17 protein-coding genes and 1 pseudogene are annotated in these 24,055 nt (G+C 64.8%); 10 read left to right on the forward strand and 8 right to left on the reverse strand.

The genetic code is table 11. The features are described from left to right. Positions 1-100 precede the first annotated feature (100 nt). Complete coding sequence (locus HWX76_RS22835) at positions 101-919, reverse strand: GNAT family N-acetyltransferase (protein ID WP_050012214.1); 819 nt, start codon at positions 917-919, stop codon at positions 101-103. Between the two features lie 281 nt (positions 920-1,200). On the opposite strand from HWX76_RS22835, the gene HWX76_RS22840 reads away from it, so the two are divergent. From HWX76_RS22840 to HWX76_RS22880, 9 genes are all read left to right on the forward strand, one after another. Beyond that, on the forward strand, positions 1,201-1,506 hold the full coding sequence (locus HWX76_RS22840) for an NIPSNAP family protein (protein WP_050012213.1): 306 nt from the start codon (positions 1,201-1,203) through the stop codon (positions 1,504-1,506). Positions 1,507-1,823: 317 nt separating this feature from the next. Next, positions 1,824-2,474, forward strand: a complete 651-nt coding sequence (locus HWX76_RS22845; RefSeq protein ID WP_050012212.1) for an NAD(P)H-dependent oxidoreductase — start codon at positions 1,824-1,826, stop codon at positions 2,472-2,474. Positions 2,475-2,709: 235 nt separating this feature from the next. Beyond that, positions 2,710-2,928, forward strand: coding sequence for a hypothetical protein (locus HWX76_RS22850; protein ID WP_006480563.1), 219 nt, complete (start codon positions 2,710-2,712; stop codon positions 2,926-2,928). A 93-nt stretch (positions 2,929-3,021) separates the two neighbouring features. Next, on the forward strand, positions 3,022-3,924 hold the full coding sequence (locus tag HWX76_RS22855) for a hypothetical protein (protein WP_050012211.1): 903 nt from the start codon (positions 3,022-3,024) through the stop codon (positions 3,922-3,924). A 960-nt stretch (positions 3,925-4,884) separates the two neighbouring features. Beyond that, the gene (locus HWX76_RS22860; RefSeq protein WP_176016394.1) at positions 4,885-12,336 is read left to right on the forward strand and encodes a YadA-like family protein; all 7,452 of its coding nucleotides are present in this window, start codon (positions 4,885-4,887) and stop codon (positions 12,334-12,336) included. A 121-nt stretch (positions 12,337-12,457) separates the two neighbouring features. After that, entirely contained in the window at positions 12,458-13,129 is a 672-nt protein-coding gene (locus HWX76_RS22865; RefSeq protein WP_050012208.1) for an OmpA family protein, read from the forward strand. A gap of 387 nt (positions 13,130-13,516) precedes the next feature. After that, positions 13,517-14,662 carry a DUF2827 domain-containing protein gene (locus HWX76_RS22870; RefSeq protein WP_089489672.1) on the forward strand — a complete coding sequence of 382 codons (1,146 nt, stop codon included), beginning with the start codon at positions 13,517-13,519 and terminating at the stop codon, positions 14,660-14,662. 14 nt (positions 14,663-14,676) lie between these two features. After that, positions 14,677-15,831, forward strand: a complete 1,155-nt coding sequence (locus HWX76_RS22875) for a DUF2827 domain-containing protein (RefSeq protein ID WP_124556315.1) — start codon at positions 14,677-14,679, stop codon at positions 15,829-15,831. 28 nt (positions 15,832-15,859) lie between these two features. Beyond that, entirely contained in the window at positions 15,860-16,996 is a 1,137-nt protein-coding gene (locus HWX76_RS22880; RefSeq protein ID WP_050016197.1) for a DUF2827 family protein, read from the forward strand. Positions 16,997-17,020: 24 nt separating this feature from the next. On the opposite strand, the gene HWX76_RS22885 is transcribed toward HWX76_RS22880, so the two are convergent. Both HWX76_RS22885 and HWX76_RS22890 read right to left on the reverse strand, forming a co-directional pair. Then, a complete protein-coding gene (locus tag HWX76_RS22885; protein ID WP_050016199.1) occupies positions 17,021-17,437 on the reverse strand; it encodes a hypothetical protein in 417 nt (138 codons plus the stop codon). Positions 17,438-17,507: 70 nt separating this feature from the next. Next, positions 17,508-18,311 (reverse strand): EAL domain-containing protein, encoded by an 804-nt coding sequence (locus HWX76_RS22890; RefSeq protein ID WP_050016204.1) that lies wholly within the window; start codon positions 18,309-18,311, stop codon positions 17,508-17,510. On the opposite strand from HWX76_RS22890, the gene HWX76_RS22895 reads away from it, so the two are divergent. Beyond that, positions 18,225-18,656 (forward strand): hypothetical protein, encoded by a 432-nt coding sequence (locus HWX76_RS22895; protein WP_162484456.1) that lies wholly within the window; start codon positions 18,225-18,227, stop codon positions 18,654-18,656. The two genes, HWX76_RS22890 and HWX76_RS22895, sit on opposite strands and share 87 nt — an antisense overlap. A 442-nt stretch (positions 18,657-19,098) precedes the next feature. On the opposite strand, the gene HWX76_RS22900 is transcribed toward HWX76_RS22895, so the two are convergent. The 5 genes and pseudogenes from HWX76_RS22900 to HWX76_RS22920 form a co-directional block, all read right to left on the reverse strand. Beyond that, on the reverse strand, positions 19,099-20,241 hold the full coding sequence (locus HWX76_RS22900) for a DUF2827 domain-containing protein (protein ID WP_176016373.1): 1,143 nt from the start codon (positions 20,239-20,241) through the stop codon (positions 19,099-19,101). A 310-nt stretch (positions 20,242-20,551) separates the two neighbouring features. Next, positions 20,552-22,666 carry a phospholipase C, phosphocholine-specific gene (locus tag HWX76_RS22905; protein WP_050016208.1) on the reverse strand — a complete coding sequence of 705 codons (2,115 nt, stop codon included), beginning with the start codon at positions 22,664-22,666 and terminating at the stop codon, positions 20,552-20,554. Positions 22,667-22,708: 42 nt separating this feature from the next. Further along, the gene (locus tag HWX76_RS22910) at positions 22,709-22,867 is read right to left on the reverse strand and encodes a hypothetical protein (protein WP_235356265.1); all 159 of its coding nucleotides are present in this window, start codon (positions 22,865-22,867) and stop codon (positions 22,709-22,711) included. A 229-nt stretch (positions 22,868-23,096) separates the two neighbouring features. Further along, the gene (locus tag HWX76_RS22915; protein WP_050016211.1) at positions 23,097-23,435 is read right to left on the reverse strand and encodes a DUF1493 family protein; all 339 of its coding nucleotides are present in this window, start codon (positions 23,433-23,435) and stop codon (positions 23,097-23,099) included. Then, positions 23,435-23,865, reverse strand: a pseudogene (locus HWX76_RS22920) (STM2901 family protein). The gene HWX76_RS22915 and the pseudogene HWX76_RS22920 overlap by 1 nt, the downstream one beginning before the upstream one ends. Positions 23,866-24,055 lie beyond the last annotated feature (190 nt).

Genomic DNA, 24,055 nt, shown 5'->3' on the forward strand with positions numbered 1-24,055 from the left:
CGCTTGACGCGCCGGCCGGTTCCTTGGGCCATCGCCATGCGCGGTCGCACCGATTCATCGAGTGCCCGCGCCCGTCTTTACGTGAAGGCGATGCGACGCGTCAGCGGCGCGAATCGGAACCCGCCCGCCGCTCTCTGGCCACGAAGCGGCCGTGCTGACGCGGTCGCCACGGCGACGACCGGCAACTGGCCGCCCCGGCCGCGCGGCGCGCCGCGAAACCTCCGCCGCGACGCAGGCCCGACTCGCGCCGGCCCGTCGCGACGACGCGCGGCGCCCACGCATGCATGATCCACCGCACGGCCGCCACACGCGCCGCCAGCCGCGACGCCGGCGACACGCGCCGCGCGGCACGTGCAACGGGCCGCTTGCACAGGATCGCGCTGTCGTAGCGCTTGCCGGCAAAGCGCATCACGTCGACCACCTCGAAGCCCTGCGCGCCGTAGAACGCCAGCAGGTGCGAAGCCGGATGCGGCGTATCCAGCGCGAGCAACGCATAGCCGCGCAACGCGGCCCACTGCTCGGCGAACGACAGCAGCAACGCGCCGATCCCGCGACTCTGGCAAGTCGGGTCCACCGCCACCTGGCGCACGCTCGCGACGCCTTCGCGCCGATACAGCGAGCAGGCCGACGACGGATCGGTCGCATACAGCGTGGCCGTGCCGACGACACGCCCGCCGCATACGGCGACATAACACTCGCCCGCTTCCGCGCGACGGCGCGTGACGTCTTCGTCCTGATCGACGCACGTGCAGTTGAGCCCCATCGCACCGAGCCGCGCGAACGCACGATGCAGCATCGGCGTGAGTTGCGCATAGCTGTCGATTGCCGGATCGAAACGCCGGACGATCACCCGATCGGCGCACGCGGAAGGCGGCGCGGCAGGGGTGCGTTCGGCGATCGCGTTCCAGGGTATCGACATGGCCATGCTCCGTGGTGAAGATGCCCGAAGTCTAGGAGCGCGCCGGTCGCCGTCGCAAGAAAAAATGTCGTAAAAATCCGGGGTAACGCGGCTGGTGGACACGGCGAGTACGGTGCGTTTCGAAGCTGTGCGGACGTCATGCGCGAACGCATCGAAGCGCCGATCGTTGCTCGCGCAAGCAACGCACCAAGCGTTGAAATCGACGCCCGGCGCGCACGCGCGTTGACACGTACCGCCCCACGCTCCAGACTCGCTGCTCCGTCACCGCATCGCGAGCGCCCATGATCACCTGCTTCCTTCGCTACGTCGTCGATCCGTACAAACTCGTCGAATTCGAAACCTACGGGAAGATGTGGATTCCGCTCGTCGAGCAGTTCGGCGGCACGCATCATGGCTACTTCCTGCCGTCCGAAGGCGCGAACAACATCGCGCTCGCGATGTTCTCGTTCCCGAGCCTCGCCGACTACGCGCGCTACCGCGAACGCTCGAAGGACGATCCGGCCTGCCAGGCCGCATTCCGCTACGCGGAGGAAACACGGTGCATCGTCAGCTACGAGCGCAGCTTCTTCCGGCCGGTGTTCGAGTAACGGACGAAACAGGCCCATCGCCGCACATCGCGCCCCGTTTTCCGGCCGAGGACGAAAAAAAGCCCCGCCAGCATCCGCGCGGCGGGGCCAACCCATGTCAGTAGAGACATCATGGAGGAGACGAGCCCATCTTATCGACCGCGGCGCACCGTCCCAACCAAGCATTTCTGCTATCGATCTGCGCGGCCGCGCACACGATTGCCCCGCCGCGCGGCATATCGATAGAACGAAAAGTCGTTTTCAGAGTGGCGGCGGGGTCGTTACCATCTGGTTTTAAGCCTGTGCTTAGCCGGGCAAGCCACTCCCAGGAGCGCCCCTTGACTGCATTCGATCAACACCGCCGCCCGTTCGTCGTCGGCATCGGCGGGACCACCCGGGCCGCATCGTCCACCGAACGCGCACTGTCGTTCGCGCTGCGCGGCGCGCAAGCCGCCGGCGCGCGCACGCGCCTGTTCGACGGCCCGTTCCTGCATACGCTGCCGCACTACGCACCCGAACACAAAACGCTGACCGACGCGCAACGCGAGCTGATCGACGCCGTGCGCGAGGCCGACGCGATCATCATCGCGACGCCCGGCTATCACGGCGGCGTGTCCGGCCTCGTGAAGAACGCGCTCGACACGCTCGAGGAACTGCGCGCGGACAGCCGCCCGTATCTCGACGGCCGCGCGGTCGGCCTGATCGTCACCGCGTACGGCTGGCAGGCGGCCGGCACCGTGCTGACGTCGCTGCGCTCGATCGTCCACGCACTGCGCGGCTGGCCGACACCGTTCGGCGCAACCGTCAACACGCTGGAAACGCGCTTCGAAAGCGCCGATAGCTGCTCGGATCCGAAGGTCGTCGCGCAACTCGAGACGGTCGGCGCGCAAGCCGCCGAATTCGCGCTCGCGTTCGCGTCGCATCGTGCGGCCTCGCATGCGGCCTCGGTCGATGCGCTCGCGCCCGTGCTGAAGGTCGCCAACCAGTAAGCTCCGCATTCCGCCGCGCCCCTTCGGTCGACACGGTTCGACGCAGGTGCGCGGCGCGTCTTCCGACGCACGGCGATGTGCCGGGCGCGTCCGTCTCGCCGCTCGAACACATCGTTCCCGCGCACCGCCCCGATAACGATTCAGCCCACCGCATGATTTGCATTGGCCGAAAGATTGGTTCACGCGGCCGGCAGGTTTTCGTACGCTGAAAGTCCGAACTTTTTATGCGCACGCCATGAACCGTACGATCCGCTACAAGGGCTATGAAGTCGCTCCCGCTGCCGCCCGGTTGCCGAACGGGCTGTTCGCCGCCAACCTGACGATCGAACGCGCGAGCGGCGGGCCGTCGCCGCGCTCCGTGTCGTTCGACGCCATCGATTTCTTCTTCGAGGAAGAGCACGCCCTCGCGTACGCATCGCGCTGGGGCCGCCTCTGGGTCGACACGAACGCGTGACCCGCGCGGGCCGCGTGCACATGGCCGCCCGAAAATACGCGATGACGGAAGCTGTGCCAGAATCTTTCGATCCGTAATCGCATAACAATAGCCATGACCGACACGCTGCAGGAAGAGCATGCAGCCGCAGATCACGCGATGCGCAACTGGACCTTCGAGAGGCAGGGTCCGGTCCGGATCGGTTCCGATGCGCACAAGCAGATGTTCTGTCGGATGCTGCTCGACACACACAATCCGTACAAGCCGGCGGTAATCGACTGGCCGGCGCTCCAGCCGGCCGAACTCAGGCGGCTCACGTCGCTGCCGATCTGGGACATCGCGGTGCAAACGGAAGGCCGCGCGTCGATTCGCGTCGCGACCTACGCCGCGACGGTCGACGATCCGCTGTTGCGCCGCGCGCTCGAGATGGACGGCGGCGAGGAAGCCCGCCACAAGGTCGTACTGTCGAAGCTCGTCGAGGCGTACGGTATCCGGCTCGCGCCCGAGCCGGCCTATCCGGCGCCCGCCGATCCCGAATGGTCGTGGATGATGACGGGCTTCAGCGAATGCATCGACAGCTTTTTCGCATTCGGCCTGTTCCGCTCCGCGCAGCGCTCCGGCTATTTCCCGCCCGAGCTCGTCGAGACCTTCGAGCCCGTGATCCAGGAAGAAGGCCGCCATATCCTGTTCTTCGTGAACTGGTACGCATGGTACTGGCGCACGATGCCGTGGTGGCGCCGGCCGTGGTTCTTCGCACGCGTCGCGGCCGTGTGGGTGCAACTGATTCGTGACCGCATGAATATCGCGCGCGGCATCGATGCCGACGGCGCCGCGCGTGACGCGAATTTTCCGGCGACCGGCACCGCCGATATCGGCGATGCGCTGAACCCGCGCGAACTGATCGAGCTGTGTCTCGTGGAGAACGACCGGCGGATGGCCGGTTACGACAAGCGTCTGCTGCGTCCGATGTTCGTGCCGCGGATGGCGCGGCTCGCGCTGCGGTTTCTGAAGAAGTGAAGTCGGGCGCTTGCCGCGGATCATGCGGCAAGCGCCCGGATCGGCCCCCGCCCGTGGTTCGAGTGTGGCGCGCCCGATACATTCGCTTCCTCCCCTCTTTTTCCTCGACACATCGAGCGCCAGCGGCACGGCAGACACATTGCCGCACGCCGGATCTGACATTTCAGACACCGCCGCTCCCGCCAACGCTCGATCTTCGACGGCCTGTCGACGCCGCGCGGAACACCCGCCGCGTGCGCGCCCGCTCGACTTCCGGCACGCGCGCCGATTCCGCCTTAACACCGACGCCAACGCGATCGTCAATAGGACAAAACCGATAAATTGACGCGAATTGTTTCGTCTGCGTGTCTGTAGCACTTTTTTACAACTTCCACGGCCCGGGCAGCCCGCAACGCCCGTCCCTCGGGCTCCGGCGCCGCGCGAAATGCGCAGATCAGCACAAACCAATGCACCCGACATCAGACAAATTCAATTACCAGATAACCAGTAAATAAAAACACAAATTCAACACAAACCAAAATATTAATAAGTTAATAAAATATCAATAACATTATCCACGACCCCACCCTCAAACATTACAAACATGAAAGTATTCGATGGCGCGCAAACGTTTGCGCTCCGTTTCGTCTTACTTTTAGGTGGATCGATCGTGTTTCCTATCGCACACAACCATCATAAGCCATTGATTTATATGGATAATTTTCGCCAAGCCAACAGTAAAACGAACCCTGCCCGACCCATCCTCATATCTTTGACATTCGTTTCTCCGCAGCACGTCAAAACGTGATGCATTAACCATTCTTTAACTTTAAAAACACTTCATTTATCACTTTTTGTCAATCTACAAAATCCACCTCCAATAAAATCCGCCCATCAATTTTGAGATTCGCGCGAGCGCACGGAGCAATCCTCTAACAAAAGAGACCGGTGTGTGGCGTGCACATTTGGAGGTAGCAGGACATGAACCGCACATACCGCTCGATCTGGAACGAAGCGCTCGGCGCCTGGGTTGCAGCATCGGAAATCGATTCGGCACGGGGCAAGCCGAACAAGTCGGCCGTCGTGGTGGCAGCAGTCGCGGCTCTGGCGATCAGCCTGCCGTCGCTTGCAAGCGCGTCGACTTACATTCCCGGAACAGTGAACGGATTCGGGCAGTTCACGGTATCAAGCTGTACGTCCAGCAGCGGCAACACGGCCGCCGGGCGCACGACAATGGGCGACACCAACGCGTATCCCACCGACGGTTCGGGCACGTGGTCGACCGTGACCGGCTGTAACGCATCCGGCAACGGCAATCTCGCAGCAACGGTCTACGGCACCTACTCGCAAGTCACCGGCAAGGGCGGCACCGCGATGGGCTTCCTCAGCTCGGCCGGCCTCTGGGGCGTCGCGGCCGGCCTCGAAACCACCGCCAGCGGTGCCGGCGCGACCGCACTCGGCTTCGGCTCGACTGCGAACGCGCTGAACTCCGTCGCGATCGGCGGCGCGGGCGGCAATGGAACAACGCCGCTGTCGCAGGCGAACTCGACCATCGCTTCGGGCGCAGGCGCAATCGCCATCGGCAGCAACGCAACGAAGGGCGCCCAATCGGCCGCGGCGGACGGTATCGCGATCGGCGGGCAGTCATCCGTCGCGTCGGCCGCCACGTCGGGCATTGCAGTCGGCCGCGGCGCAACCGTCAACGGTGCGTACGGCATCGCGCAGGGCGACGGCGTCGTCTCCGGCGCAACGGGCCGGAACGTGGCGATCGGTTCGTCCGGCACTACCGCAAACAGCGCCACCGCTGCCGGCGGTGCAGTGGCGATCGGCCGAGGCCAGAGCGCAAACGGCGACGGCGCCGTTGCAATCGGCGATCCGAACAGCGCGACCGGCACGGGCGCGCTGGCAATCGGCGCGAACGACACGTCGAACGGCTCCGGCGCCATCGCGCTCGGCAACAACAACTCGGCGAACGGCACGGGCGCCGTGGCGCTCGGCAACAACAGCACGGCGATCAACAGCTCCGTCGCGATCGGCAGCTCGGCCTCGGCGACGGGCACCAACGGCGCGGTCGCCATCGGTAATGCGGCCACCGCGAACGGCACCGGCGCGATCGCGCTCGGTAACGTCGGCAGCTTTGCCGCCACCTCGATCGCGAGCGGCACGGACGCACTCGCGCTCGGTAACGGCTCGACGGCCAGCGGCAGCGCCGGCGCGGTCGCCGTCGGTGCGGCAGCCGTGGCGTCGAACTCCTACGCAACGGCCTTCGGTTCGAACTCGACTGCGTCGGGTGCCGGTTCGGTCGCGTTCGCGCAAAATGCCAATGCTTCGGCGTCGAACGCCATCGCCATCGGCGTCGGTTCGACCGCGAACGTCGCGAACTCGATCGCACTCGGCAGCAGTTCCATCACGAACAGTGCACTGACGACGACGTCCGGCGGCACCACCGCCGTCAATAGCACCACGATCGGCGGCCAGTCGTTCGGCACGTATCAGGCCGGGACGCCTACGGGCGGCATCGTCAGCGTCGGTCAGCCGAACGCGGAACGCCGCATCCAGAACGTCGCCGCGGGCCTCGTCAGCGCGACCAGCACGGATGCGATCAACGGCAGCCAGCTCTTCGCAGTGGCAAGCACGACGACGTCGAGCATCACGAGCCTGTCGTCCTCCACGTCGACGGGCCTCTCGTCGGCTAATAGCTCGATCGCTTCGCTGTCGACCTCGACTTCGACCGGCATCAATTCGCTGTCCACCGGCCTGAGCTCGGCAAACAGCTCGGTTACGTCGCTTTCGACTTCCACGTCGACGGGTCTCTCGTCGGCGAATAGCTCTATCACTTCGCTGTCGACGTCGACTTCGACTGGTATCAACTCGCTGTCCACCGGCCTCAGCTCGGCAAACAGTTCGGTTACGTCGCTGTCGTCTTCCACGTCGACGGGGCTCTCGTCGGCGAATAGTTCGATCGCTTCGCTGTCGACGTCGACTTCGACTGGTATCAACTCGCTGTCCACCGGCCTCAGCTCGACTAACAGCTCGGTCACGTCGCTTTCGTCGTCCACGTCGACGGGGCTCTCGTCGGCTAACAGCTCGATCACTTCGCTGTCGACGTCGACTTCGACTGGTATCAACTCGCTGTCCACCGGCCTCAGCTCGGCAAACAGTTCGGTTACGTCGCTGTCGTCTTCCACGTCGACGGGGCTCTCGTCGGCGAATAGTTCGATCGCTTCGCTGTCGACGTCGACTTCGACCGGCATCAACTCGCTGTCCACCGGCCTCAGCTCGGCAAACAGTTCGGTTACGTCGCTTTCGTCGTCCACGTCGACGGGGCTCTCGTCGGCTAACAGCTCGATCACTTCGCTGTCGACGTCGACCTCGACTGGCATCAACTCGCTGTCCACTGGCCTCAGCTCGGCTAACAGCTCGGTCACGTCGCTTTCGTCTTCCACGTCGACGGGTCTCTCGTCGGCCAACAGCTCGATCGCTTCGCTGTCGACGTCGACTTCGACTGGTATCAACTCGCTGTCCACCGGCCTCAGCTCGGCAAACAGCTCGGTCACGTCGCTTTCGTCCTCCACGTCGACGGGGCTCTCGTCGGCGAATAGCTCGATCACTTCGCTGTCGACGTCGACTTCGACCGGCATCAACTCGCTGTCCACGGGCCTCAGCTCGGCTAACAGCTCGGTCACTTCGCTGTCGACCTCAACCTCGACCGGCATCAACTCGCTCTCCACTGGCCTCAGCTCGGTCTCGACGAAGACAGACAACCTGGGTAACAGCACCGCGTCCGCACTTGGCGGTGGTTCGACGTACGACCCGACGACGGGCACGGTCTCGGCTCCGGCGTACACCACGTACAACGCGAACGGCACGACGTCGACGGCCAACAGCGTGGGCTCGGCGATCAACAACATCAACAGCCAGGGCATCAAGTACTTCCACGCGAACTCGACCGGCGCCGATAGCACCGCGACGGGCACCGACGCCGTCGCCATCGGCACCGGTGCTGTCGCGGGCACGAACAACTCCGTCGCGCTCGGCGCGAACTCGGTGACTGCCCCGGCCAGCCCGACGAGCAGCGCGACCGTCAACGGCGTAACGTTCGGCGGATTCGCTGGCGCCACGCCGGTCGGCACCGTCAGCGTCGGCGACTTCAACAAAGAACGGCAGATCACCAACGTCGCCGCCGGCCAAGTAACCGAGACCAGTACGGACGCGATCAACGGCAGCCAGCTTTATTCCGTCGCCCAACAAGTCGGTACCGCGACCAGCGCCATTTCGTCGCTGTCGACGTCGACTTCGACGGGTCTGTCGTCGGCCAATAGCTCGATCACCTCGCTGTCCACTTCGACTTCGACCGGCCTGTCGTCGGCTAATAGCTCGATCACCTCGCTGTCCACGTCGACCTCGACCGGCCTGTCGTCGGCTAATAGCTCGATCACCTCGCTGTCCACGTCGACCTCGACCGGCCTGTCGTCGGCCAATAGCTCGATCACGTCGCTCTCGACTTCGACCTCGACGGGCCTCTCGTCGGCGAATAGCTCGATTACGTCGCTCTCGACTTCGACTTCGACCGGCCTCTCGTCGGCTAACAGCTCCATCACATCGCTCTCGACTTCGACTTCGACGGGTCTGTCGTCCGCCAACAGCTCGATCACCTCACTGTCGACTTCGACCTCGACGGGTATCAATTCGCTGTCGACCGGCCTCAGCTCGACCAACAGCTCGGTGACGTCGCTGTCGACTTCCACGTCCACCGGCTTGTCGTCGGCGAATAGCTCGATCACCTCTTTGTCCACGTCGACCTCGACCGGCATCAGCTCGCTGTCGACGGGCCTTAGCTCGACCGATAGCTCGGTGACGTCGCTGTCGACTTCCACGTCCACCGGCTTGTCGTCGGCGAATAGCTCGATCACGTCGCTGTCCACTTCGACTTCGACCGGCATCAACTCGTTGTCGACCGGCCTCAGCTCGACCAATAGCTCGGTGACGTCGCTGTCGACCTCCACGTCGACCGGCCTGTCGTCGGCTAACAGCTCGATCACCTCTCTGTCCACGTCGACCTCGACCGGCATCAACTCGCTTTCGACGGGCCTTAGCTCGACCGATAGCTCGGTGACGTCGCTGTCGACTTCCACGTCCACCGGCTTGTCGTCGGCGAATAGCTCCATCACGTCGCTCTCGACCTCGACCTCGACGGGTATCAATTCGCTGTCGACGGGCCTCAGCTCGACCGATAGCTCGGTGACGTCGTTGTCGACCTCCACGTCGACCGGCCTGTCGTCGGCGAATAGCTCCATCACGTCGCTGTCGACTTCGACCTCGACCGGCCTGTCGTCGGCCAACAGCTCCATCACGTCGCTGTCCACGTCGACCTCGACCGGCATCAATTCGCTGTCGACGGGCCTCAGCTCGACCGATAGCTCGGTGACGTCGCTGTCGACTTCCACGTCCACCGGCCTGTCGTCGGCGAATAGCTCGATCACGTCGCTGTCCACTTCGACTTCGACAGGTCTGTCGTCCGCGAACAGCTCCATCACGTCGCTCTCGACCTCGACCTCGACGGGTATCAATTCGCTGTCGACGGGCCTCAGCTCGACCGATAGCTCGGTGACGTCGTTGTCGACCTCCACGTCGACCGGCCTGTCGTCGGCGAATAGCTCCATCACGTCGCTGTCGACTTCGACCTCGACCGGCCTGTCGTCGGCCAACAGCTCCATCACGTCGCTGTCCACGTCGACCTCGACCGGCATCAATTCGCTGTCGACGGGCCTCAGCTCGACCGATAGCTCGGTGACGTCGTTGTCGACCTCCACGTCGACCGGCCTGTCGTCCGCGAACAGCTCCATCACGTCGCTCTCGACCTCGACCTCGACGGGGCTGTCGTCGGCGAATAGCTCGATCACGTCGCTGTCGACCTCGACCTCGACGGGGCTGTCGTCGGCGAATAGCTCGATCACGTCGCTGTCGACCTCGACCTCGACGGGTATCAATTCGTTGTCGACGGGCCTCAGCTCGACCGATAGCTCGGTGACGTCGTTGTCGACCTCCACGTCGACCGGCCTGTCGTCGGCGAACAGCTCCATCACGTCGCTGTCCACCTCGACTTCGACGGGCCTCTCGTCGGCCAATAGTTCGATCACGTCGCTGTCGACTTCGACTTCGACGGGTCTGTCTTCGGCTAACAGCTCGATCGATTCCCTGTCGACTTCGACCTCGACGGGTCTGTCGTCCGCCAACAGCTCGATCACCTCGCTGTCGACCTCGACCTCGACCGGTATCAGCTCGCTGTCCACGGGCCTGAGCAGCACGAACAGCTCGGTGACGTCGCTGTCGACCTCCACGTCGACCGGCTTGTCGTCGGCTAACAGCTCCATCACGTCGCTGTCGACGTCGACTTCGACCGGCCTGTCGTCGGCCAACAGCTCGATCACCTCGCTGTCGACCTCGACCTCGACCGGCATCAACTCGCTGTCCACCGGCCTGAGCTCGACCAACAGCTCGGTGACGTCGCTGTCGACCTCCACGTCGACCGGCCTGTCGTCGGCGAATAGCTCGATCAGCTCCCTGTCGACTTCGACCTCGACCGGCCTCTCCTCGGCGACCAGCTCGATCACGTCCCTGTCGACCTCGACTTCGACCGGCATCAGCTCGCTGTCCACCGGCCTGAGCAGCACGGACAGCACGATCCTGTCGCTGTCCACGTCGACCTCGACCGGCATCGGCTCGCTGTCCACCGGCTTGAGCAGCACGAACAGCTCGGTGGCGTCGCTGTCCACGTCCACCTCGACCGCGATCAACGCCGCGAAGACGCACTACTACAGCGTCAACGACAACGGCGTGCAGCAAGCCAACTACGACAACACGGGCGCCACCGGCACCAACGCCCTCGCCGCCGGCGTGAACGCCAGCGCGGCGGGCGCCAGCAGCGTCGCGGTCGGCGACGGTTCGAACGCGCAGACGGCGGGTGCGGTCGCGATCGGCCAGAGCGCATCGGCAACGGGCGGCAAGGCGGTATCGATCGGCTCCGGCAACACGGCGTCCGGCGACGGCGCGGTCGCGATCGGCGATCCGAACGTGGCGACGGGCACCGGCGCGGTGGCGATGGGCGCCAACAACACGGCAACCGGCGACGGCGCGGTGTCCCTCGGCAACCAGAACACGGCAACCGGCGCCAGCGCGCTCGCCCTCGGCAGCGCGAACCAGGCCACCGCGGACAACACGATCGCGCTGGGCAGCCAGGCCACGGCCAGCGCCACCGGCGCCCAGGCCTACGGCTCGGCCGCCAAGGCCACGGCCGCCGACGCCCTCGCCTTCGGCACGAACGCGCAAGCGAACGTCGCGAACTCGATCGCACTCGGCGCGAACTCGGTCACGGCCGCGGCGGTCGGCACCTCGAGCGCCACGATCGGCGGCGTCACCTACCCGTTCGCGGGCGGCTCGCCGGTCGGCGTGGTGAGCGTCGGCGCACCGGGTCAGGAACGCCAGATCACGAACGTCGCCGCGGGCCGGATCTCGGCCACGAGCACGGACGCGATCAACGGCAGCCAGCTGAACGCGACGAACAACGCGCTCAACACGCTGTCGACGTCCACCGCGTCGAACGTCGCGTCGCTGTCCACCGGCATCAATTCGCTGTCGACCGGCCTGAGCACGACGAACAGCAACGTAGCGTCGCTGTCCACGTCCACGTCGACCGCGATCAACTCGCTGTCGACGGGGCTCAGTTCCACGAACAGCAACCTGACGTCGCTGTCCACGTCCACGTCGACCGGCATCGGTTCGCTGTCCACCGGCCTGAGTTCGACCAACAGCACGGTGGCCTCGCTGTCGACCGGCGTGACGAACCTCGGCGATCAAGTGAGCCAGCTGTCGACGACGATCAACAACAACACGGCGCGTACGGCGAACAACAACGGCGTCGCCGCCGACCTGAACGGCAAGGGCAACGACCTTCCGGTCGTCACGGCCGGTTCGAACTCCGTGGCGATCGGCGCGGCGTCGAACGACGGCGGTCGCTCGAACGTGGTGTCGGTCGGCAACGACCAGCAGCAGCGCCAGATCACGAACGTCGCGCCCGGTACGCAGGGCACCGACGCGGTGAACGTGAACCAGTTGACGCAAGTGCAGACGACGCTGTCGACGGCACTGTCGGGCCAGCAGGCGCAGATCAACTCGCTGGGTTCGCAACTGCAGCAGACCGACCAGATGGCGAAGCAGGGTATCGCGGCCGTCGGCGCGATGGCGTCGATCCCGCAGCTCGATCGCGACGCCAACTTCGGGATGGGCGTGGGCACGTCGACCTTCCTCGGCCAGAAGGCGATGGCGGTCAGCATGCAGGCGCGTATCACGGAGAACCTGAAGGCGTCGGTCAACGGCGGTTTCAGCGGCGGTCAGAAGGTGATCGGCGCCGGCATGCTGTATCAGTGGAAGTAACGCGTCGCGCCGCCCGGGCGTCCGGCTCGCCAGCCGGACGCCCGCGGCGCCGACGGCAGGACGAGCCCCGCTGCGCGCCGCGCGGCGGGCCTCGGTCAACCCAAGCTTTAAGGACGTCACCGTGAACAAACTCGCTTTTGCGCTCGCGCTTTCCGCAACGGTCCTCGCCGCGTGCTCGACCGCATCCGGCCCGACCTTCAGCGCCTCCGAACTGCAGCCGCGCGACGGCGTGCGCACCTTCCAGGTGGACTGCCACGGCCTGCTGTCGGGCCCGCAGACCTGCATGAAGGCTGCTCGCAAGATCTGCGGCGACGAGCCCGTGCGCGCCGTCGACTCGGCCCGCGCGCTGCGCGACAACGCCGATCCGGCCACGCTGGTGTTCCAGTGCGGCGCCGCGCCGGTCGAGGCGGCCTCGGCCGCCACACCCGCACCAGCCGCCGCCGCCGTCATCGAACGCGTGAACCTGTCGGGCGACGCGCTGTTCGCGACCGATCGCGCGACGCTCGCGCCGACCGCGCGCGAATCGCTGGACCGGCTGCTGAGCGAGCGCGCCGACCGCACGTACTCGCTGGTGACGGTCACTGGCTTCACCGACTCGGTGGGCAGCGACGACTACAACCTCGCGCTGTCGAAGCACCGCGCCGAATCGGTCGCTGCCTATCTGAAGGCGCATGGACTGAAGACCGATTCGATGACGGTCTCGGGCCGCGGCAAGGCCGATCCGGTCGCCTCGAACGCGACGCCGGAAGGCCGCGCCAGCAACCGTCGCGTCGAAATCCGGCTGCAGCACTGAGCCGCCCGCGGCCGCGCATGCGGCCGCGCGATCCGGCAGGCCGCACGCGCCGCGCCGGAATTCCGCCGGACCACCGGGCGCCGCAACGCCTGCGCCCGCTCCCGTTGGCCGTCGGCTATGTCAAAGTTCGTCACGCGCTGCCAAAACCGGCGGTTTCCATGCCACAATCGCCGCAAACAGTCGCCGGGGCAGCCCGCCCGACGCGCGCCGTGCCAGGCGTGCCCGACGACACGCCGGAATCCGGCCGCCGCCTTCGCGAATCTCGTCGACCGATTCGCGCACCGCGGCGCACCGGCGCGAATCCAACCATGACAATCCACGGCGCGCCGCTGCCGGCCAGACGCTCGACGCGATGCCGGACGCACGACGCTGCAGAGGAAACAACCGGTGACGGACATCAATGAAGCCGCCGCGGGCGGCACCCGCAAGCACCGGCCGGCGGTCGGCATCTCGCTGTTCGCGCGCGATGGCCAGGCGATCTGGGAAAACGGCATTCACCAGAACATCGCGTTCCTCGCGATGATGCTCAAGCGCTCGGATCGCGTCGGCCCCGTCTATTTCCTGAACGGCGGCGACGCCAATGCGCTGCCGGCCGGCCTCGAACTCGACGGCCTCGACATCCCGCTCGTGAAACCCGCCGACGTCACGCACGAACTCGACGTCGCGATCGAAATGGGCGCGCAGTTGCCCGTCGAATGGCTCCGGCACATGAAGGCGCTCGGCAAGAAGACCGCTGCGTTCTTCTGCGGGCACGTGTATGCGGGGCTGGGCGAAACGCCGATCTTCGGGAAACCGTCGGGGCACGTGTTCAACGGCGCGCCGTTCGACGAAGTGTGGCTGCTGCCGCAATACGACAAGACCGCCGCGCCGATGCTGCGGACGATCCTGCGCGCGCCCGTCCACCTGATGCCGCACATCTGGTCGCCGTACTTCCTCGAGCGCCGCGTGGCCGCGCTCGCCGACGAAGGCGCGACGTTCGGCTATCGGCCCGGCCAGCGGCCATGGAAGCTCGCGATGCTCGAGCCGAACATCTCGGTCGCGAAGTCCTGCCACTACCCGATGCTCGCTTGCGACGAGCTCTACCGCGCGCGGCCTGATGCGGTGCAACACATGTTCGTGGTCAACTCGATGCACATGAAAGAACATCCGACCTTCGTGCACTTCGCGAACAGCCTCGATCTCGTGCGCCAGCACAAGGCGACGTTCGAGCCGCGCATCGACCTGCCGGGCTTCATGGCGCGCCACGCGGATGCGGTCGTGTCGCACCACTGGGAAAACGGGCAGAACTATCTGTATTACGACGTGCTGTACGGCGGCTATCCGCTGATCCACAACTCGACGCTGATCGGCGACGCCGGCTATTACTACCCGGACTTCGACTCGGCCGCCGGCGGTCGCGCGCTGCTCGAAGCGTGGCTGCATCACGACGAACGTCTCGACGACTACCGTGCGAAAGCCGACCGGCTGCTGCACTCGGTCTCGATCGACAACCCCGCGAACCTCGACGCGTTCGTCTCGCGTCTGGTCGCCTGAACCGGAGCATACACATGTCGGACTCCAATGCCCGTCAAGCGCCCGGCGAGGGCAAGCGTCTCGTCGTCGGCGTGTCGCTGTTCGTGCGCGGCGCCGGCCAGTCGCTGTGGGAAAACGGCATTTTCCAGAACTGCCTGCTGCTGATCCTGCTGCTGCGCCAGTCGCCGCTCGTCGCGGATGCCGTGATGGTCAACGGCGGCGAACAGGTCGCCGATCCGCAGATGATGCTCGGCGAGTGGAACGTGCCGCTGCTGTCGATGGACGAAGCGCTCGAGCGCTGCGACGTGCTGATCGAGATGAGCGCGCAATTCGGCGCGGACTACCTGCGCGCGTTCCGCGAGCGCGGCGGCAAGGTCGTCACGATGCGCGTCGGCAACGACTACGTGATCGACATCGAGCGCGCGATGTTCGACAAGCCGTCGGGCTTCCTGTTCTCGGGCGCGCCGTACGACGCGGTGTGGACGATTCCCGAATTCGAGCGCTCGTGCCTGCACTACTACCAGACGGGCTTGCGCGCACCGGTCACGATCGTCCCGCACATCTGGCATCCGATGCTGTTCGACAAGGCGCGCGCGACGCTCGGCGCCGGTTTGTCGTTCGGCTATCGGCCCGGCAAGCCGCGCTGGCGCGTGACGATGTTCGAGCCGAACATCTGCATGGTGAAGACGAGCATCATTCCGATGCTCGTGACCGAGGAAGCGTATCGCGCGAATCCGGCATTCCTCGAATTCGTGCGCGTGTGCAACACGATCCACCTGAAGGATCACGCGACGTTCATCCACTTCGCGAAGAGCCTCGACATCGTGAACCACGGCATCACGACGTTCGAAAGCCGCTATGCGGTGTACGAGTTCATGGCTGCATACGGCGATGCGGTGGTGTCGCACACGTGGGAGAACGCACAGAATTACCTGTATTACGAGCTGCTGTACGGCGACTATCCGCTGATCCACAACTCGCCGTTCCTCGGCAAGGCCGGGTATTTCTATCCGGACTTCGACTGCCAGGCGGGCGGCCGCGCGCTATTGCAGGCGTTCGCCGAGCACGACGCGAATCTCGACGCATACCGCGAGCAGTCGAAGCACGTGCTCGACTCGGTCAGCATCTACAACCCCGAGAACGTCGCGGCCTATACGGACGCGATCGCCACGCTCTATCGCGACGCATGACCGATCCTCGTCCCACGGAGCCGAGCCGATGAAACTCAATGTCGCGATAACGATCAACGTGCAGCGCGACGCGACGCAGTCGATCTGGTACAACGGCGCGAACCAGCACTGCGTGTACCTGTACATGCTGCTGAAGCAGTCGCCGTTGATCGGCGAGGTCTGGCTCGCGCACGACGACGGCATCGCCGCGTATCCGCAGGCGCTGATGATGGACGCATTCGGCGACGCGCTGCGGCCGCTGTCGGCCGTCGTTCACCAGACCGACCTGCTGATCGAAATGAACGCGTTCGTCGATCCGTCTCACACGGACGTCGTGCGCCAGCGCGGCGGCAAGTGCGTGTCGTATCGGTTCGGCAACGACTACGTGATCGCGGTCGAGACGATCAACTTCGAGAAGAACGACTGGCGGCCAAACCCGCACCGCGTGCAGTTCGACGAGATCTGGACCAATCCGCAGCACATGCATACGTGCGCCGCGTATTTCCAGGCCGTGTACCGCGCGCCGGTGATCGAGCTGCCGCATATCTGGTCGCCGTATTTCATCGAACGCAGCCTCGACGCGGACCCTGAACTGAAGGCGCGCTTCGGCTATCGCAACCGCGGCCCGGCCAAGCGCATCGCGTTCTTCGAGCCGAACCTGAACGTCGTGAAGAGCGCGATCGTGCCGATGCTCGCCGCGAACGCGTGCTACGTCGAGCATCCGGAGCTCGTCGAGCACGTGTACATGACCAACACGTTCGACAAGAAGGAAAACGTCGCCTTCAAGCATCTCGCGCTCGGGCTCGAGATGGTGCGCGACGGCAAGGCCACCGCCGACGTGCGCGCGCCGTTCGTCGCGTGGGCCGCGCATCACACCGACATCGTCGTGTCGCACCACTGGGAAAACGGCCTGAACTACCTGCTGTACGACGCGCTGTACGGCAACTACCCGCTCGTGCACAACTCGCCGTTCCTGCGCGACGTCGGCTACTACTATCCGGACTTCGAGATCTTCGATGCGGCGCGCGCGATCGCGACCGCCGCGCAAACGCACGACGCACGGCTCGACGACTACGCGGCGGCCGCCCGCCGCTGCCTGCACCGGGTCGACACGCTCGCCGAGCACAACGTTCGCGCCTATTCCACGCAGATCCAGCACCTGTTCGCCGGCCGCCCGCTCGGCTGATTGCCTGCGCACGCGCCGGTTGCGTTACGCCAGTACCCGATCGCCGCTTTGCGCGGCGAACGCGCGGCCATGCCGCCGCCCGATGCGCGCGAGCACCGCGAAACAACGGGCGGCCGACCGGCCTGCGTCGGCCGATTGCCGGACGAGGCTGTCGGATACGCCGCGCGCGATCGCCGACTCGTCGCCGCACGCGCCGGCGATGACGCCCGCGTAGTAGTGCCGGGCCGCCAGTTCGCGGCCGCCCGCGTCGAGCGGCATCATTCGCCGAATACGGCGTGCGACGCGTGTCAGACCGTCCAGATACGGCGCGACGTCGATCGGCGCATCGGCCGATTCGGCGCCCAGTTGCCGCAGCATGTCGGCCAGCTCGGCGATCGCGACCAGCTCGCGCGCATCGATCGCCTGCGTGCCCGTTCCGCCTCCGGCTTTCGTCTCCGTCATGCCCACGCCCCTTTGCGATTCGTCCCGCCCCCGACGCGCACCGCGCGCGCCGCCCTGCCCGTTTCCGCTATCACGCGGCGGCCGGCGATCGCCATGAAAAGCGAATGCCCTGCGCCCACGTGACGCCGGCATCCACGATGATCTGCCGGTCGGTCTCGCTTTCCACGCCTTCGACGACGACGTGCCGCGCCCCTTCATGCGCAAACGCGATCAGCCGCCGGAACTGGTAGCGCCCGATCGCGTTGCGCTTGATCATCGACAGGATCGAGCGGTCGAGCTTCACGATGTCGGGATTGCCGACCACCAGATTGTTCAATGCACTGAAGCCGACACCGAAATCGTCGATCGCGATCCGGCACCCGGCCCGCCGGAAGCGGTACACGAACGACCGGCCCGCGACGGGGTTCAGCGGCCCCGTCTCCGTGATCTCGACGACCAGCCGCGCCGCCACCGACGGCTCGCGCTCGAGCCGCCTGAAAATCGCCAGCCACGCGTCGTCCACCACCGCACTCGCCGCCGCGACGTTGCAACCGTACACGGCGCCCGGATCGGCGCGCAGCGCATCGATCGTACGGCCGACCACCAGCCGGTCGAACCAGCGCATCAGGCCGAGCGCTTCGAGGCGCGGCAAGAAGACGAGCGGCGGCAGCGCATCGCGCTCGCCCCACCGCAACCGCGCCAGGCGTTCCTCGTACAGCACGCCGCCCGACAGGTCGGCGCGGCAGACGGGTTCGTGCGCGAATCCGAGCCGGCTTTCGACGAAACTGCGTACCGACGCAAGGTCGGGATGATCGTCGCGCGCGCCGAACACGAGATCGATTTCATCGCGATTCGCTTTCCGATTCGCCTCCTGGCGAGCTTCGACCGCATTCATCCGGCGCTCCGGCAAATGGCGAGCCGCCGATCGCGGCTCGACCTCAACACCCAGACGGAACGCGCCCACCTCGACGCGCTCCGCCGCCTACCCGGCCCATCCTGTATGTCGATTTTTTCCGGGGAGCGTACTGGTCGCTTCGGCACCGTCAAATTCGATATTTTTACGATATTCGATTACCTGAAATACACCACGCGCGCGCGATACCAACAGTGCGACAGGTTACACAACGCGAATTACAAGAACCTCAAATCCGAATCGCTTATATTTTTCATCCAGACCGTTTTATCCGAATCTTCTTTTCCCGGATTCGCTCGTCGCTCGAATCGGGGCACCGTCAATTGATCAGATAAATACTATGCGACGAAGTACCGCCCGCGCTCGATATGTCGGGGAGAAATGCCGCTCTCCGCACGTGCCGCCTCACTCTTGATACCTGCCGCCGCGCGCCATTCGATCACTGCGGCATGCAATTTCCGCGTTCCCAACGATATTGTTAAATTTCCAACAGGAATCAGTCTCGCTTAATCCATAATACCAATTTCAATTATATGAAGATTATAGATTGAAACATATTTAACAATCTTTCCAACTTGTTAACCTATAAACTTGTTTTTGACGGACTTCCCTCGGAGCCGTCAATTTCGTGCCTTCGAAAACCGTCGAACCCATCCGGTTCGTCGGTTTCTTTTTTTAACGGCATCATTTCGTCAGACATGAGGGCGGGACAAACCCGACGGCGGGAGGCGAGCGGAGCGCAACGACCGTGCGCCGCGGAACACCGGCCTCAGGCGGCCGGCGCGCCGATCAGGTTCGCGAGCAGCGCGTCGTACTCGGCGACGAGCGCCGGATTCGCCGACGTGTAACGGCGAAGGATCTCGCGCTGGCGTCGCGCATACGCTTGCCAGTCGTCGTCGTGCGTATGCAGCGCGCGCAGCAGCGCATCGGCGCCCTGCTGCACGTCGTTGTCCGGATAGTAGTAGCCGAGATCGGGCGCGAGACTCGCGTTGTGCACGAGCGGATAACCCTGCCAGCACACGTCGAAATAGAAATAGTTCAGCGGGTTCGACCATTGATGCGACACGACGATATCGGTCAGGTCGGCCAGGAACAGCGGCGTATCGAAGCGCCCGACGAAGCTCGCCTTGCCCGCGCGCACGATATCCAGGTAGTTCATCAGCATCACGAACTCGGGGCTGTCGTGCGCGAGGCGATCTGCGTTCGTCACGTGCGTGAAGCAGATCGCGTCGGGGTCGCGGCGATACGCCTCGTCGATGATCAGCATCGGATACACGCAGAACTTCACGACGTTGTGGTTCGGCTCCATCACCGTGAGCCGCTTGCCGGGCTCGCTGCGCGGCCGGTATTCGCCGTGCTCGGGCAGCGACTGTGCGCGTTCGGTCAGGAACATCGGATCCCACACGAACGGCACCACGCGTCCCGGACAGCGGCGCAGCGACTGCAGGAACGGCAGCGACGACGGCGCGATCTGCGGAATCGCCCACACCTCGTCGTAGCCGCGGTTGATGAACAGCGAATCCCACAGCCGGCGGCCGAACAGCATCGACTCCATCGCGTTGATGTACTCGACGCCGCAGCAATAGCTGACGAGCTTCGCGCCGCGCGCTTTCAGGTAGGCCGTCTGCTCGCCGTCGATCTGCCCGCCAAGCTCGATCACCACGTCGAGCGCGTCCTTCATGTCGGCGAACGCGCGCGTGTCGTACACGCTGCGATCCCACGGCAGCGCGTCGGTCAGCGGCACGTCGGTCGTGTTGACCAGCGTCACGCGGTAGCTGTGCGGCGACGCCATCAGCAGTTTCGCGAGGAACAGCGCGTTCTGCTTGATGCCGTTGATCCACAGGCTTTCGTCGGGGGCACGCAATCCGATCGTGATACCGATGCGCAGGCCGGTCAGGACAGGAGACGTCATCGTCGGCGGGATGGAAGATTGAACGGGGATGGCTAGGCGCAGTGTAGCGCGCGACGCGCCGCCCGCGTCAAGCGGCGGCAATCCGGCATTCTAGCGGAGCGCCGGCCGCACACTGTCAGGGATGGTCAGCGCCGCCACCGGCAGCGCCAATCCGTCCGACCGTCATGCGACACTCGTGCCGCCCGGCGGCCGGTTTTCTCGCGGCATTCGAGCGGGCAGCGTGCGACTTCGTCGCACCGCCATCGATCGGTCAACGCGACGCGCCGGGCGGATGCCACCGGCCGGCCCGTCGTCGCTTAGGTTGCCGTCGTCAGATCGCCGCGATCGTCGGCGCCACGGCCGCCGGATCGGTGATGCTCGGCTTGCCGGTTTCGACGTGACCCGCGATGCGGCGCGTCCAGCCGGCATTGCCCGCCACGGTGAACTGCAGGTCGTACCAGTGGCTGCTGCACGACAGGTCCCAGTGCGCTTCGACGCGCTGCCCGGCCGGGACCGTCAGCGTGCGCGCCGCGCCGCCGTATGCGACATCGGTTGCCGTGACCGTGAGCGGGCCTGTGCCGGCATTGGCGATCGTCACGTAGACATCGCCGTTCGCGGTGTCGTAGCACGGCGTGATTTCAGGCTTGGCAGCGCCATCCGCGGCGGCCGAACCCGCGAAGCGCCGGAAATAGCCGTTCGGCCCCCACACGCTCGCCAGGTAGTTGCCGTTCGCATCGAGCGCCCACGTATCGGTCAACTGCTTGCCCGCTTCAACCGTATAGCGGCGCGGCATCGCGGTGGGATCGCCCGTATAGACCCAGAAGTGCGCGCCTTGCGTGCCGGTATTCGCGAACGTCAGCGCATAGCCTTGCGCCTGCAGCTGGCCGGTCACGTGCAATTCGTACGGCAGCGCGCGCGCCGGCCGCGTGCCGGGTTCCTGCGCGGTCACGACCTGCTGCGCGGTGCTGGCCGGCGCGGTCTGCGACGACGCGCGCGAGCATTGCAGGTCTGCCTGCGCGACATATGCCTGCGTGCTCGGCAGGGTCGGCAGCGTCGCATCCGACTTCGAGAAGTCGAGCGCCGACGTCAGGTCGCCGCAGATCGCGCGACGCCACGGCGAGATGTTGGTCTCCATCACGCCGAAGCGCTTCTCGATGAATTGCAGCACCGACGTGTGATCGAACACCTGCGAGCACACGAAGCCGCCCTTCGACCACGGCGACACGACGAACATCGGCACGCGCGGGCCGAGGCCGTACGGCAGGTTGTCGGCCGTATAGGTGCCGGCTTGCGTCGCAGTCACGACGTTGTGCCGCTCGAGCGATACGTCCACGGTGCTCATGCCCGAGCCCGGCAGCGTCGGCGCCGACGGCGGCACGACATGGTCGAAGAAGCCGTCGTTCTCGTCGTACATGATCAGCAGGACGGTCTTGCTCCACACGTCCGGATTGGACGTCAGCGCATCGAGGATCGTCGACAGGTAGTACGCGCCGTACAGCGGCGTGAACTTCGGATGCTCGGAATACGCGGCCGGCGGCAGCAGCCACGACACCTGCGGCAGCGCATTCGCCTGCACGTCGGCCTTCAGCTGCGTGATCGGACGCGTGCTCATCCCGCGCGTCTGCAACGACGACCCGGCCGGCGCGTTCACGAAGTTGTCGAAGCACGCCAGCATGTTCGTGCCGTAGTTGCCGGTGAAATTGTCGAACCCGGTGCCCTGCTGATAGATCTGCCACGAGATACCGGCTTTTTCGAGCCGCTCCGGGTAGGTCGTCCAGTTGAAGGGCGGTAGCTGGACCTTGTCGAACGGGTTGTCGATGTAGTCGGTGTTGTCGAGCAGCGGGCCGCCGCCCGTGCCGAGCGGATCGACCATGCCCGTCATCAGGTACATGCGGTTCGGGTGCGTGTTGCCCGGGATCGAGCAGAAGTAGTTGTCGCACACCGTGAACGCATCCGCGAGCGCGTAGTGGAACGGGATGTCGTCGCGAACGTGATAGCCCATCGTCATGTTCGACTTCTGCACGGCCCACTGGTCCGCGCGACCGTTGTCGATCGCGCCGTGCGTCGTCGCCCACGTATGCGGCAGGCCGCCGATACATTGCGCGTTGACGCCCGGATTGGTCGTATCGTAGCGAAACGGTGCGATCACGCTCGACTTGTCTTCCTGGCGCGGCTGGAACCACACCGGCTTGCCGTTCGGCAGCGTGACCGGGAAGCGGTCGTTGTAGCCGCGCACGCCGCTTAGATGTCCGAGGTAGTGGTCGAACGAGCGGTTCTCCTGCATGAACACGACGATGTGCTGCACATCCTGGATCGTGCCTGTCACGGTGTTCGGCTCGATCGCCAGCGCCTTGCGGATCGATTCCGGCAGCAGTGCGGTGGCGGCGGTCGCGCCGGCGAGGCCGGCCGAGAACTTCAGAAAATCGCGTCGCGAATGGATGGCCATGCTGGTTGCTCTTGATGGGATTTCTGGTGGAAACGGCCGGTATCAGGAAGCGGGCGACGAAGCAGGCGCGGTGAAACCCGGCGGGCAGCGCATCTGCGCGGTGGCGACCACGGCGCCGCCACACGCGGCCTTCTGCTGCGCGACGGGCGCGGCGGGTGCGGTCAGGTCGTCGTTGCAGGCGCCGAGGACGGCGGTCAGCATGACCAGGCCGACGACCGCGAAAGGCCGTAGGGCCGACGTTCGCATAACGGTTCTCCGTGAGGATGATGACGTGACGCGGACGCGAAGCCGCGCCGGTCATATCGACGCCGAGATGCTATGTTCGACTTGTGACACGACGGTGTCGCGCGACAGGGGCCGACGCGCATGCAAATCACCGCGTTGATGCGGAAATGACAGGTGCGCCATCGGCTGGCCCTTTTTCGAACCGTTACATCGTCCACCGTCCGGTTTCAATCGCCGCCTCCATCATTTTGATGGTGAGCGGACGCTCCAGTATTTTGTCCCTGGCGTCGGCGCTAAATGGCGACCTGAATACCGCCATCAAGAATCGACTCATTCCCAGTTTCCGCGCAGGATAATAATAATCAATGTCGAAACCGGAAATATCGACACCAAACGTTTCCGAAAATCTCCGCATCAATCTCAACATGGCCCTGTCGGAAATTTCAAGATCGATGCAGAGATCCGTGTCCTCGGTAATCTCGAGTTCGCCCCATAGTGGCGAATCGGCCTCATCCCGCACCATCTCCATCAGACGACCGTCCATTAAAAGCGATCCTCCTGCTTGACCAAGCCATTGTACGTGACTGTCGAGCGATACATGATGACTGATATATCGATAGCGGTAATGATCCAGCCGACCACCGGCACGGCCCGACCGACAAAGGCGCCGAGCTCCCGGGTAAATTTGATCTTGAGCAGCAGGAGGCTCCTGAATGACGTTACCGTCGGCAGAATTTTGTACTTGATTTCATAGGGCAACACTTTTCTCGATACCCTGGATGCGATCGAAGTCCCCTTAACCGCTCCGCCGAATTTCCCTCGGGTCGGCACGAACCTCTGACCTAACAAAATCATTGCGATCCCGACAGCATCATCGATACCCAATTCATCACAGGCCACGTCGATGACAATCAGGCAGAAAAGTTCTGGCGGGTAAGGTCGATATGAATTCCGTATTTATATTTGTTCGCCATCTCAGTCTTTCTCTCGGCTACATTGCGCAGGACACTGGCCCGCACATCCCGGCGATTACGCTAACGCAACCATGTCGCGCACGGGCGGAAACGCGCAGCCGTTTCTCCAATCGAGCCGGACTTTCCGGGCACTCCGGAAAGCAGTCGCGATCGCGTGCGGCCTTTCTTCACAAGAGGAAGCAGGCAGCGC

The sequence above is a fragment of the Burkholderia sp. BCC0398 genome, assembly GCF_902833245.1.
GTDB classification, from domain to species: Bacteria; Pseudomonadota; Gammaproteobacteria; order Burkholderiales; family Burkholderiaceae; genus Burkholderia; species Burkholderia sola.

What these genes read in the sequence shown, in the direction of transcription:
- HWX76_RS22880 (WP_050016197.1), top strand. Translation starts at nt 15,860, where the DNA reads ATGAAACTCAATGTCGCGATAACGATCAACGTGCAGCGCGACGCGACG.
- HWX76_RS22900 (WP_176016373.1), bottom strand. Translation starts at nt 20,241, where the DNA reads ATGACGTCTCCTGTCCTGACCGGCCTGCGCATCGGTATCACGATCGGA.
- HWX76_RS22850 (WP_006480563.1), top strand. Translation starts at nt 2,710, where the DNA reads ATGAACCGTACGATCCGCTACAAGGGCTATGAAGTCGCTCCCGCTGCC.
- HWX76_RS22905 (WP_050016208.1), bottom strand. Translation starts at nt 22,666, where the DNA reads ATGGCCATCCATTCGCGACGCGATTTTCTGAAGTTCTCGGCCGGCCTC.
- HWX76_RS22910 (WP_235356265.1), bottom strand. Translation starts at nt 22,867, where the DNA reads ATGCTGACCGCCGTCCTCGGCGCCTGCAACGACGACCTGACCGCACCC.
- HWX76_RS22835 (WP_050012214.1), bottom strand. Translation starts at nt 919, where the DNA reads ATGTCGATACCCTGGAACGCGATCGCCGAACGCACCCCTGCCGCGCCG.
- HWX76_RS22890 (WP_050016204.1), bottom strand. Translation starts at nt 18,311, where the DNA reads ATGAATGCGGTCGAAGCTCGCCAGGAGGCGAATCGGAAAGCGAATCGC.
- HWX76_RS22875 (WP_124556315.1), top strand. Translation starts at nt 14,677, where the DNA reads ATGTCGGACTCCAATGCCCGTCAAGCGCCCGGCGAGGGCAAGCGTCTC.
- HWX76_RS22855 (WP_050012211.1), top strand. Translation starts at nt 3,022, where the DNA reads ATGACCGACACGCTGCAGGAAGAGCATGCAGCCGCAGATCACGCGATG.
- HWX76_RS22840 (WP_050012213.1), top strand. Translation starts at nt 1,201, where the DNA reads ATGATCACCTGCTTCCTTCGCTACGTCGTCGATCCGTACAAACTCGTC.
- HWX76_RS22895 (WP_162484456.1), top strand. Translation starts at nt 18,225, where the DNA reads ATGATCGTCGCGCGCGCCGAACACGAGATCGATTTCATCGCGATTCGC.
- HWX76_RS22860 (WP_176016394.1), top strand. Translation starts at nt 4,885, where the DNA reads ATGAACCGCACATACCGCTCGATCTGGAACGAAGCGCTCGGCGCCTGG.
- HWX76_RS22915 (WP_050016211.1), bottom strand. Translation starts at nt 23,435, where the DNA reads ATGGACGGTCGTCTGATGGAGATGGTGCGGGATGAGGCCGATTCGCCA.
- HWX76_RS22885 (WP_050016199.1), bottom strand. Translation starts at nt 17,437, where the DNA reads ATGACGGAGACGAAAGCCGGAGGCGGAACGGGCACGCAGGCGATCGAT.